Genomic DNA, 12,120 nt, shown 5'->3' on the forward strand with positions numbered 1-12,120 from the left:
TTATTTGCTATTAAAATAACCTTTATTTGTTATATTTAGGCCGATCGCTGGTCGGGCGTCCCTGCCGATTACTCCATCCCTGCCAGGTAGCGCTCCGCGATCCTGGCGATCCGGGTGCCTCGGTCCTGGGCATGTCCGGCATCCACCTGGGCCCTGTCGCCGTTGATGATCTCACGGGCATTGTAGAAATCGGTACGCTCCTCGTTGAGGTGGCGGAGGAGCTTGTGGGGCGGACGGAAGGTGCCGTCGCGCATGCCGTGGACCAGGATGCGGGCGGCGATGCTCGGGTCCTGGTAGGTGAGGTCGGGGTCCGCCACCAGATCGAGGCCGAGGCGGTGGGACCAGAACGCGTAGTTGGCCCGGCCGGAGATCTGCACATAGCCGCGCCCGCGGAACCGGAAACCGTCCCCGGGCTGGGTGTTGCCGAGATCGTGTCGGCCCTCGTACCCCCGCTGGGCGGCGGTCGGCCCCCACAGTTCGCGCATGAAGCGACCGCATTTCGACTCGTGCTCCGAGGTCGCCAGGACATAGGCGATCTGGGCCTTGAGGGTGACCCCGCTGACCAGGCATTCCGCCACGATCAAGGGAATGGAGCCCGCCGCCTCGGTGCGAAGCTCCGGGTCGGCGGCATCGATGCAGCGCTCGATCAGCGCGTCGGTGGCCGAGGGATCCAGCCGGACCAGGTCGTCCGTGGTGGTCGCGTCCTGGGCCGGGTCCGCCGCCTTGCCGGTGGCGTCGGGCTCATCGGGAGGGAGCGATCCGGGCCGAGCCGGAACCAGGACCACGTCACCGGGTGCCAGGCGTCGGGCGGAGGCCTCGTCGAAGGGCGTGCCATCGGCCTGGAGCAGCTCGGGCCAGCGGCTGCCGTTGCCCAGATGGCGGGCGGCGAGGGCGAACAGGGTATCGCCGCGCTTGACGACCAGGCGCCGCGGTTCGGGACTGGACGACGCCCGGGAGCGGCGCCGGGTGGGCTTTTCCCCGATCTCGAGCAGGTTCTTGTCCGCATCGAAGACCAGGGGCGCGTCCAGGGCGGTGGCCAGCTCTTCGGCTCGCACATAGCCGTGTGCCATCACCAGGGCCGCGACCTCGGCCTCCTTGGCCTCGTCCGGGATCGTCGTCTCGCCGTCCAGGAACACGCACTCCAGGAACACCGGCTCCGTGGCGCCGCCGGGCAGCAGGACCAGCCCGTCCTGGGAGGCGTTCAGCAGCTGCCAGCGATCGGCGGCGCGCTCGCCATCCTCGACCAGGCTCTCCACCCGCAGAAAGGCGTCCTCGTCGGCATGCAGGGCGCCCTGGAGCGGCCTGCCGAACAGCTGGGCCGCCAGCTCCGCGCCGAGGGAGTCATCGCTGTCGACCCCCTGGAGCAGGGCGCTGACCAGATTGCGGAAGCGCTCGCCGACCTGGGCGGGGGAGAGCGTGGGCTCCCAGGGCAGGGCTAGCGGGTCCCATTTGCCCAGCTGCTGGACGCCCAGGGTGCCCTGCACCTCACCATGGCCGAGTACCGTCTGGGGCGTGACGGGAATCGTATAGGCGTCGCAGAGGTCGGCGGCGACCTGGGCCATGCTGTGCCATTGCGTCTCGGTCATCGGGAAACGCCCGGCATCGAAGGGGCGCTCCCGGGCCTCAGCCATGCAGCAGACCGAGATGCCGATGGAGCCGGTGTTGAGCCGGCGGGTGTGGGCGGCGTAGTGGTTATCCGCGGTGGAGGCGTTGTCGGCGATGGAGTGAGTCCCCTGCACCAGCTTGCCGTCGCTCTCGATCAGGATGTGGTAGTGCTTGCGATCCAGGGCCGAGGCCCGATAGGCGCCGGCGGTCCAGTGGAAGACGATGCGCTGCATCGCGGCCTTGGGCATCCAGCTTTTGGGTACCACGGACATGGCGGCGGTCTCCTCGGTGGACGTGGCAGGCTTCGGTCGGGTGGAGCCTGATCGGGGAGGGCGAACAGAGGCGCCTTCATCCAGGCGACTGCCTGGATGAAGTGTAGTTGGAAATGGCCTTATCGCTTCGCCGGGCGCGGTGCCAGGCTCCACTACAAGCAAGTCTACGGGCAAGCCCCCCGCAGACGGGCACAGGCTTGAGCGATGAGGTCATCGGGCTGCAGCAGCCAGAGCCGCACGACGCCATCGTCGCTCAAGGTCGCCAGCCAGCGGCCATCGGGACTCAGCACGAGTTCCTTCGTCAGCCCGTCCTCCAACTCTGTTATCCTCGCGATCTCCAGCCAGTTGGCTCGGTCCCAGATGCGAATGCCTTGATCCCGGCCCGCCGTCGCCGCCAGGTTTCCATGCGGCTGGAAGGCCAGGGTCCGCGGAGCGGGATGCGGGATGATGCCCGTCTGAGCCAGCCTTTCCGCATCCCAGAGCGTGAAGCCCTCTCGGCTGGCCGTGGCGATGAATCGGTCATCCGGGCTGAATGCGAGAAATCCTGCATAGGCGTCAGCCACCAGCACCGGGTACGGGATTGCCTCCAGGCGTTCACCGCGGTGCGGATCCCAGATCTCCAAAGTGAGCCTCCAGCCCCCGCGCGTAATGTCGCCTGTAACGACCGCCAAACGGCGCCCACCACGGCTGATCGCCGCGGCCAGAACGAAAGATGGAAACTCAAGGCTTTCAAGCCTCTCTCCCCTCACGTCCAGGATATCGACGCGGCTCTTCTCGCCTGGCGGAACCGGCCATCCGCTTGGGCGTACCTGGTATTGGCCGGGGCCGGGGGCAGCCGCTTCGCTGCTGGACTCCCGGGGAAGCTCGAGGGCTTCATGCTGGGCGGGAAGTTTCCACCAGCGTTCGCCGGTCGCACTGCCCGTGACCACCAGCGTGCTATCGGAGCTGAAGTCCAGGCGAGTGATGGCATCGTCGTGGCTCAGCTCCGCCAACCAACGGCTTCCCTCCAGCGTCCATACGTGAAGCTTGCGATCACCTGCACCTGCACCAACTGTGAGCGTCACGATCGAGCGACTGCCCGCTCGAAACCCCATCGCTTTGATCTCGGCAGGGTGGCTGAGGCGAAAGCGTTCATGACCGGTCTCAGCCATCCTCACCTCTGCCTGTGTGGTGTTGCCCTCCATGCGCTCGGCGATCAAGCGTTCATCCGGACTCAGTACAAATCCGGAACCGTCCCGGGGATAACTGGCCCTTTGCTGACCGGTTGCCGCCTCCCGCGATAGCACGGTCTCGGGCGTGCCGATGAGGATTTTCCGCGAATCCGCCGTCCAGCCCAGCGAGCCAACCCGCGCATCTTCCACCCAGCGATTGCTTTCCTTGCCGGTGTCTACCTCTAAAATGCGGACGATATGATCTCGAGTGCCCTTCTCGCGGATGGCGGTCGCCACATGCCGGCCGTCGGGGCTGAAGGCCAGGTCGTAGTGGACGAATTGGGTGTCCGCAAAAGGTTCAAGCTCCTCGCCGCTGGCGATATGCCATCCCCACCATGGCTCCAAGTGCTTGCTTGCATATACCTGCTGGCCTGTCGGGCTTAGCCGCAGTCTTTCCAGCCGCCCCTGCCGTTGAAAGGCGATACGAGGACGCCCTTCAGGAAGCTGCCAGACCGTCACCGTCGAGACACCAGCGTTCGGGCTCGCATCGTAAGCCAAGGTGGCCAGGTGTGCGCCGTCCATACTGACATCCACCGCCAGCACCGAGGCCGATGCAGGAAGGTCATCAGACCAGGCGGCATGTTGCCGCTCCTGCACCGTATCCCACACCAGGACTCGAGAGCGCTCGTCCGCTACGGCGAGAAACCGTCCCGTCGGGTCGAAGACCGCCGCTTCGGCACTGATCGCCCCGATATCGAGATGGTACTCGCCGGCGGGAATCGGCAGCAGCGCCATCCCCCGGCGAACGGCCTGATCGGCCTCGACGGAAGGCATGTCCAGTTCCTTGAAGTGCACCAGCGCCTGCAGCGCCGTCCGTACCCTCTCTTCCAGGCGCTCGGGCTGATCGCGTAGTGCTTCGGCTTGATAGATCAGCTGCCGGGCAAGGGCAATATTCTCCTGGCGCGCTGTTTCCTGAACCTGGCGTGCGACTTCCTGACCTTGTAAGACGGCGACTCCGATAGCCAATACGATCGCAACGGCAACGGCACCGAGCGAGATACGCTTGCGCCGGGCCTTCCAGATCGAGGCCTCGATGAAATCGACAACCGACGACTCCAACTCCGGGCGGTGTCGGGCCAGCAGCTCCCTGGCCTCGGTCAAGGGCTTGCCTGGCACCAGCAGGAAGGCTTTGTCCTTGTTGTTCTGCAGCCAAAGCGCCGCCGCCGCTTCGACCCTTGCCCGGGTGCGCAGATAGTCCCGATTTTCCTCTATCCATGCCCGCAGCCGCGGCCAGTGTGCCAACAGCGCCTCGTGGGCCACGCGCACCACTACTTTGCCTTTGCCGTCGCTGCCGTCCGTTCGGTCGGCCACCAGGAGCCGGGCCTGGATCAGGGCATCGACCAGGGCTGTGGCTTCGGGGGTGGAGGCGACCGCGTCCAGCGGTACCCGGCGTGCGGCCGCCGGCTTGTCCTGCCGCGGGTCGACCGTCACCAGCGCGGCCAGCACCGCAGGCAAGGCCTTCTGCACCGCCTCCGGCAAGCCCTCGAAGGTCTCCTCGGCGCGTTGCGCCAGCGCGCCTTCCAGTCCGCCAAGGGCCTGGTAGCTATCAAAGCTCAGCACCCGGCGCTGGGCCCGATGCGCCGCCTGATACAACGCCTCCAGCGTGAACTCCAGCAGCGGCAGCGCCCCCGGGTCGCGGACGGCGGCCTCCTCGATGGCCGCATCGAGGCCGATTCCGCTTTTCGGATCGACCTCGAAGGCAAGCCCCGCCGCCTGCGCCGGCTGGCGGATCATCTGGCCGATCTCGGCCGGCCGGGGCGGCAGCAGGTGGTACTGGCCCGCGTCCCCGGCGAGCATGGTCAGGACGGGCAGCTCGGCACAGCGGTGATAGAAGTCGCTGCGCATGGTGGCGATCACCCAGACCGGACCGCTCTGCGCCAGGGCGGACAGCAGCGCGACGAACCGCTCCCGCTCCCTGGCGTCGATCCAGTCGAGGGTGAACAGCTCCTCCAGCTGATCGATGACGACCCCCAGTCGGGGCTCGGGGGGGCGCACCAGCTTCTCTCGCTCGCCTTCCGCCTCGGCGGCGCGGTGCAACCCCATGCGCAGCAGCGGGATGGCCTGTTCCGGGGCCTGGCGAAAGGCCTCGGCCAGCTCCTCGACGCTGGCGCCCGCCTCACTCAGCTCGGGCAGCACCCCCTCGGCGGTCAGCCAACGGGCCAGGCCATCGCACAGCCCGCCTGCGGCATCGCTGGGACGGAACACGCACCAGCGCCACAGCCCGACACCCTCGATCACACCCGGCTGGGTGAGGATCGGCAGCAGGCCGGCGCGCACCAAGGAGGACTTGCCACAGCCGCTCATGCCGAACACCAGCACGAAGGCGCGGCCCCGGGCCGCCTGATGGACCAGCGCCTCCCGCAGTTCCCCGATCGCCCGGGTGCGCCCGAAGAACACCGGCGCGTGCTCGAACTCGAACACCTCGAGGCCCCGGAACGGCGAGCCGCGATGCCAGGTCACGACGCTGCGGTCTTCGCCGGGCTCGATCCCGTCTTTCTTCAGCTTGTCCTTCAGCTTGTCGCCGATCAGGCGGCGCAGGTGTGCTTCGAGCAGCTGCTCGAATTCCTCGACGGTCTCGAACTGGGAGAAACCGGCCCTGAAGGTTCCGTCCGCATTCCAGAACCAGCGCCTGAGATAGGCTTCCAGCGCCGCCCACTGCGCTTGCTGGCGGCGCAGGCGCTCCGGGTCACGCAGCGAGACCAGTGGTTCGGCCGTCTTGTGGTAGACCAGCAGGTCGGGCACGCCGTGCTCATCGAAGGCGCGGCTGGCATCCTCGAATTCGAACGCGGTGCCGGATTCATAGGGCGTGCCGTCCGGCCGTCGTTCGAACCCGTCGGGCAAGCGCGTGCCCAGACGCGACCACAGGATGCAGACGACGATGTCGGTCTCGGCGGGGCGAACGATCTGCTCCTGAAAGGAGCGGGTCGCACGTACCGGCTCGTGTTCCCACAGGAGGGGTTCAAGCCGCGCCGATGCCCCGAACTCACCCCGCAGCCGTGCGATCACCCGCTCGGCGATCGCCCGCTCCTGGCCCACGTCGCCGGGGGAGGAGATGAAAATTCGCAGGGTCTGGACCATCCGGAGCACGCCTCTCGGAAGCCACCGGCTTGCTTTACGATTTTAGCCGCTCGGCGAGCCGAAAGCGCCGTGGCCGTGAACAGCCTCAAGGGCGCTGGGCAGTGGCCTGTTCTGCCGCGGCGCCCTGTCTGTGCGGACTCGATCCGACGGCCATGTCGAGCAGGGTGCCCAGCTGGCGTACCTCGGCGGGGCTCTGGCGTTCCACGCGCAGGATGCGCAGCGGCCCGCTGGCGGGGGAGCGGCCGGCAGGCAGCGACGACCAGATGGCGTCGAGGGTGGCCGTGAGGAAGGCCTCGTCGGTGCTGCCGTCCACCGTCAGGATGATGGACGGCAACGGCACCAGCTCCAGCAGTTGTCGCAGCTCGTACAGGCAACCCCGATTGGCAGGGGAGAAGCCCCGCAGGTCCATCAGCACGCCGTCGCTCTCGGCGGCCAGACGCTTGAGGGCCAGGCGCCAGGTGTCATCGTGGCAGAAGAACTCGTTGATCCGGAAGCGGCCGTCCGGGTCCGGCGCGAGATCCATCTCCCGTAACCGCTGCTCCAGATCCCCGGCATCCTTGATGAAGCCACGCTCCAGGCGCCCGCCCAGGAACTCGAGAAACTCATGGGGTTCCAGGTTCGCGGTGGCCAGATCGGGCCCGGCGATCAGCTGTACGCTGCCCGCATAGCGCCAGCGCAGCCCCAGCTCATCGAGTAGGTGCTCGCTGCGCCGCCGAAAACCGAATACCCGCAGCAGCAGGAGCCTCGCGGGGGAGAGCCGAGCGGCGGCCGCATGCAGCGGCCGCAGGCCAATGCCGAGCACCAGCCGGTAGCCGGCAAAGGCCAGCAGCCCCAGGAGTCCCAGCAGGCCGCCCGGTATGGACAGGAAGATGCACTGCCAGAGGGTGAACAGCAGCCACCAGGCATCCAGCAGCAGCATCTGATCGCTGCTCTGCTTGCGCTGGAAGCGCCGGGCGATCCAGCGCAGAAAGCGCCAGGCCGCCAGGCCGAAGCCCCCCAGCATCGTCAGCCCGATCACGACAGCGACCGGCCACACATCCAGATTCCCGCTGCTGACCAGCAGCCATAAGAGCGTGTTCAAGGCCATCAGCATCCCGCCGACCACCAGAAACACGACGACCAGCAGGATGGGCCCCACCGCGCGCAGCCGCCGGTTGCCCACGGCCAGCAGGAACAGCGTCGGCATGCCCATGTACACCGCCCAGATGATCATGAACTCAACGAAGGGGATGGGGCTCAGCAACCAGGATGCCGCCAGAAAGGCGACCGGACCGAGGAGTTTCAGATAGCGATTGCCGACGGCCACCAGGACCAGGGTCGGGACCACGGGCCAGGCCATCAGAAACCACACCGAGGCGGTGCGCACGGGCAGAAACTCGATGTCGTTGAACAGAAACAGCAGGGTGGTGGCGATCGCGGCATGCAGCGCGCCGGCGACGCCGTACACCAGGGCCGCTCGGCGCCGTGCCCGCCCGCCGCGGCGCATCGGCCCGGTGGCCGGGGCCGGCTCTGGCCGGGATCGATGATCGAAGGTCTGGATGGGAAGCTCGGTGACACCACTCCGTTCCCCGGGCTGATCCTCCAAGGCGAGGCGCATGGCGGTCGTGTCGTCACCGTCCTGCGCCGCGGCCATCATGGAACGCAGCACCGCCTTGCGATAGCGCCGGAGAACGATCAGCGACAGGATGACGGCAAGGGGTACCGAGACCAGCAGGATGGCCAGGAAAACGACGTGGGGCTCTCCGCCCAGCAAGGAGACGTCTTCCATCCTGGCTATCTCACGGCGGTAATCGAGGACAGTCTGCAGAGGGTCGAGCGCGTTTCGAAGGCATGACGGTTCAGGTGCTCCCCTGTGTTCTGCTGATCAGGGCCGTCTCAACTTCCTGCGCCCAGGGCACACCCTCTCCCCGCCGCTGCCGGGCCTCGCCGATCAGCCGCAGGTTGCGGGCGGTGGTCTCCGGCTCCCAGGGCTCGCGAATGGCGGCCAGGGCGTCGGCCAGGGCGGCCATCGCGGCCGCTTCATCCTGGGCCAGCACCGCCAGCTCCAGCAGGGTGGCGTGGTCCCAGTAGTCGGGTTTGCCCGAGGCGATGCGCCGCTCCACGGCGTAGGCCACCACGGGGATCAGCCTCTCCCGGCGGGGATCGGGCGGGTCCCGCAGCTCCATCAGGGTAACGGCATTGACACCGGGATAGGCGTCGCGCCAGTCGGCCTCGAAGCCCTTGAGGTAGGCGTCGATGGCCTTGTTCAACAGCCCCTTGGCGAGCAGGGTGTCGCCGGCCTGGGCGGCCTGCTCCCAGCGGTCCTTGTAGACGCGGCCGAGGATACCGTAGGTCTCGCTGCTGGGGCCGCGCCGGGCGATCAGTTCCAGCAGCACCCGCTCGGCCTGCTCGCCGCGGCCGGCCCGGTTCAGGGCCAGGCCCAGCTGCTCCTGTACCAGCACGGTGGTCGCGAGCGGTGGGGGCATCCTCGGGACCAGGTCGATCATCGCCTGCCAGGCCTTGACCGCCCGGTAGGAAAGGTAAAGATCGATCACCACCCCGGCCTCGGCGTCATCGAGCGTGCCCAGTTCCCCCTCCACCGCGCGCACCGCCTCCACCCCCTGCCGGCGCGCAGCGGCCAGCTTCTGCTTGATGTCGTCGGCGTAGGCCACCCGTTCCCGGAAGACATCGGTCTTGAGACGCTGGATGTCGGGAAAGCCCTCCACCAGTTGGAACACCGGGCTGTCCGGCGCCGCGTGACGGGCCTCGCGCAGCCGCTCGGTCAGGGCGGCGCAACCGGCCGAAGGCTCCCCCGGCGTGCCTTCGGCACCGAGCCGGTAGGCCAGGGCCCTGAGGGGCGCCACGTCGAAGGGCAGCTGGCCGCTCTCCTCGGCGTAAATCAGCACCGTGCTGGCCGCACGTACCGCGTGCCTCAGGCCCAGCTCATAGAACACGTTGGCGTTGGCGGTGGTGAGATCGGCCACCGCGTACTCGCACAGGATCAGCCGCTCGACCATGGGCTTGTGGATGATGCCCCCGGTCATCTCCTCGTCGGCGCGTAGAGGGTCGAGCCCGGCCGCCTCGATGGCGGGGGCGATAAGGTCCCGGTAGACGGCGTCGAAGTCCACCAGGGTCCCGGCCGGGGTGGGCTTCTTGCCGAAGGGCATCAGGACGAAGCAGAGGGGGCGGTGCATGGAGGATTCCTTCGGGATATCGGGTTAGCCGCTCAGTGCGTCCCGCAGCATTTCCCGGATCTCGCGCTGATCGGCCGTGAGGGAGGTGGGATCGCGCTGCAGGAGCCAGAGCAGGTTCTCATCAAGAATAGTATGGGCCGCCGGGTCGTCCTGCATTTCATACAGGGTCATCAAAAGATTCCAGGCGGTTATGGAAGTGTCGGTGTGCTCCTCGCCGAGCACTCGGCGCCGGGCGGCCAGCACCTGCTCCTGCAGGGCACGTGCCGCGGCGAGATCGCCCTGGGCCCGCAGGGTCCCGGCCAGGTTATTCATCGAACTCAATGTGTGGGGGTGTTCCTCGCCGAGCACGCGGCGGCACGCGGCCAGCACCAGCTCGTGCAGGACCCGCGCGGCGGCGAGATCGCCCAGGTCCCGCAGCGTCACGGCCAGGTTGTTCATCGAGGTCAGGGTGTCGGGGTGCGCCTCGCTGAACAGGCGGGTATACCCCTCGGACTGCTGGCGATAGAGCCGTTCCGCGTCCCGGTAATTGGCCCGCTCCAGTTCATAGCGCCCGAGCCAGCCGGTAAGCGCGTATTCCGCGGCGGTGCCCGGCTGTTCGGCCAGCACCCTGGCGTGGGCCAGGGCGTCCTGCAGCGCGTCGTGATGACGGATGTCGGTCACCTGTTCCAAGTCCGATGCGAGCACGTTGAGCGCCGCTTCGCGCAGAGCGCGTTGGCGGTCGGTCTCGGCAGCATCATGCAGGCGCAGGGTGCGGGCGATCAGGGTGTGGACGGTGGCGGCCTGGCGGCCGCGCACCGCTTCGGCCAGCGAAGCCTGGATGGCCTGGTGCATGCCGAGGTCGGCGCGGTCCTCGGCGGTCTCTTCCTCCAGACCCTCGACGATCGCCAGGCAGCGGGCGACCAGGCTGCGCTCCACCGGCGCGGCGGCCAGCTGGGCGCACAGGCGCAAGAAATCCAGGCCTTCGGGCGGCAGCGCCTGGATGCTGCCGAGAAAGGTGACGGCGATGCTCGGGTTGTGGCCGTTGGGCAGTTCCCCGGCCAGCTCTGCGGCCAGCGCCAAGGCGTCGCGGTCCGGCTGTTGCAGCCGCGCCAGGAAGCCCTGGTAACCCTGCCGCTGGCAGGCGGCGCGGGCCACGTCCAGCGCCAGGGCATGGCCTTCCAGGCGGGTGAGAATGTCCTCCACGGCCTTCCGCTCGGCGTCATCCTGCGGGGCGTGGTCGCGGGTGAGCAGGGCGCGGGCATCGGAATGGGGCAGCAGGCCCAGGTCGATGGGCTTGCCCAGGGCGTCGTGGCGGCGCGAGCGGGTGGTGAGCAGGGTCTGGCCGTTGCTGGAGGGCGCCAGCCAGCGCTCCAGCTCGGCCCGGTCGCCGTCGGGCAGGTCGTCGACGATCCACAGATAGGGCCCCAGTTCCTGCAGCCGGTTGGTGAGCAGGGCGCGGATCTGTCGGGTGTCCAGTTCGCGGATGTCCACCCCCTGAGCCAGGGCGAAGTTGCCGAGCTGGTCGCGGTATTCGTCGTCGCGCCGCTGGGCCAGCGCTGCGGCGGACTCCTCCGGCCGGTCGCTGTGGCCGTAGGCGCGTAGCCAGAACACCCCGCCCGGCCAGAAGGCGCCGAAGCGTAGCGCGTATTCCTCGGCCAGCAGCGACTTGCCGATGCCGCCGCTGCCCCGCACCTGGGCGAGTTGGCCGCGGCTGACCGGTGCCGGCTGGCCGCTGACGATGGCGAAGTCGCCGGCGCTCAGGGCGGCGTGGATGTCCCACAGGGCCTGCACCCGGCCGACGAAGCGGTTGGAGCCCAGCGCCGCGTAGCCGTGCCAGGGCGGCCGGGCCAAGGCGCGCGCACCGAAGGTTCCTTGGATGGGCTGCAGCAGTTTCACGATGCGCTCGGCGAGGGTGTCCACACCCGCCGCATCGGATACCCCGGCGGGGGCCGAGAGGTGCTCGATGTCTCGCAGTTCAGGCAGCACCAGGTGATCCGCGTCGATTTCCGGATTGACCACCAGCAGCCGGCGCACCGGCGCGGTCTCGCCGCGGGCGGCGATCAGCGCGGCGGTCAGCTCCCACTGGCAGGGGCGGGAGTGCGGATAGTCCGCCGAATACCAGGCGAGCAGGGCGCGGCTGTTGGCCAGCCCCTGATCGATGCGAGCCTGGATGCTGTCGGCATCGTCGATCTCGCTGCGGTCAAGCCAGACGCCGACCCCGGCGCGTTCCAGCGCCGCCGCCAAGGCGTCCACGATGTCGGCGTCTGTGCGCCGGTAGCTGATGAACAGGTCCCAGGGGGGAGGGGTGGCGGGGTTCATGAGCGTGGGGCTCCTGTTCTTACCCGTCGGACATCCGGTATATCCTTCAACCGCGCCCTTGCGAGAGGAAGGGGTTATCGTGCCCGGGGCTCACTCAGGCACTGCCCACCGGAAGTATAGTTGTCAGAGGGCGGCAGAAGTCGCGCGTCACAAGTGCTCGTAGGCTGGTCCCGCAGCGTCTCGGCCAGGTTGTTCATCAAGGTCAGGGTAGCCGGACGAGTGCCTCGAAGACGGCGTCGAAATCGACCAGCGCCCCAAAGGAGACCAGCTTGTGGCCAAAGAGCATCAGCACGAAACAGAGCGGGGGCATCAGCTGTCTCCGGGTCGGTTCAGGTCGAGCAGCCGCTTGAGCCGCCCGCGTCTGAGAAACAAGGGGTCAAAGATTGTCAGGTGGACGGTGGCGAGCACGAAACCCAGCACGGCGATCAGTGCTTTCCGGAAAGCGCCGCGCATCGCTCTCTGCGGATTCAGCCAGTTCAACCA

Annotated in this window: 5 protein-coding genes; all 5 read right to left on the reverse strand. The window is 68.0% G+C overall.

Features of this window, described 5'->3' with window-relative positions; all coding sequences use genetic code 11:
* Positions 1-68: 68 nt before the first annotated feature.
* Complete coding sequence (locus tag J5F18_RS09855) at positions 69-1,877, reverse strand: N-acetylmuramoyl-L-alanine amidase (protein WP_346302061.1); 1,809 nt, start codon at positions 1,875-1,877, stop codon at positions 69-71.
* Positions 1,878-2,041: 164 nt separating this feature from the next.
* Positions 2,042-6,166: an AAA family ATPase gene (locus J5F18_RS09860; RefSeq protein WP_346302062.1), complete on the reverse strand. Its 4,125-nt coding sequence runs from the start codon at positions 6,164-6,166 to the stop codon at positions 2,042-2,044.
* A gap of 85 nt (positions 6,167-6,251) precedes the next feature.
* Positions 6,252-7,934: a hypothetical protein gene (locus J5F18_RS09865; protein WP_346302063.1), complete on the reverse strand. Its 1,683-nt coding sequence runs from the start codon at positions 7,932-7,934 to the stop codon at positions 6,252-6,254.
* A gap of 70 nt (positions 7,935-8,004) precedes the next feature.
* Positions 8,005-9,339: a TRAFs-binding domain-containing protein gene (locus tag J5F18_RS09870; protein ID WP_346302064.1), complete on the reverse strand. Its 1,335-nt coding sequence runs from the start codon at positions 9,337-9,339 to the stop codon at positions 8,005-8,007.
* Between the two features lie 24 nt (positions 9,340-9,363).
* A complete protein-coding gene (locus J5F18_RS09875) occupies positions 9,364-11,637 on the reverse strand; it encodes a toll/interleukin-1 receptor domain-containing protein (protein WP_346302065.1) in 2,274 nt (757 codons plus the stop codon).
* Positions 11,638-12,120 lie beyond the last annotated feature (483 nt).

Source organism: Halomonas sp. BM-2019 (assembly GCF_017584085.1).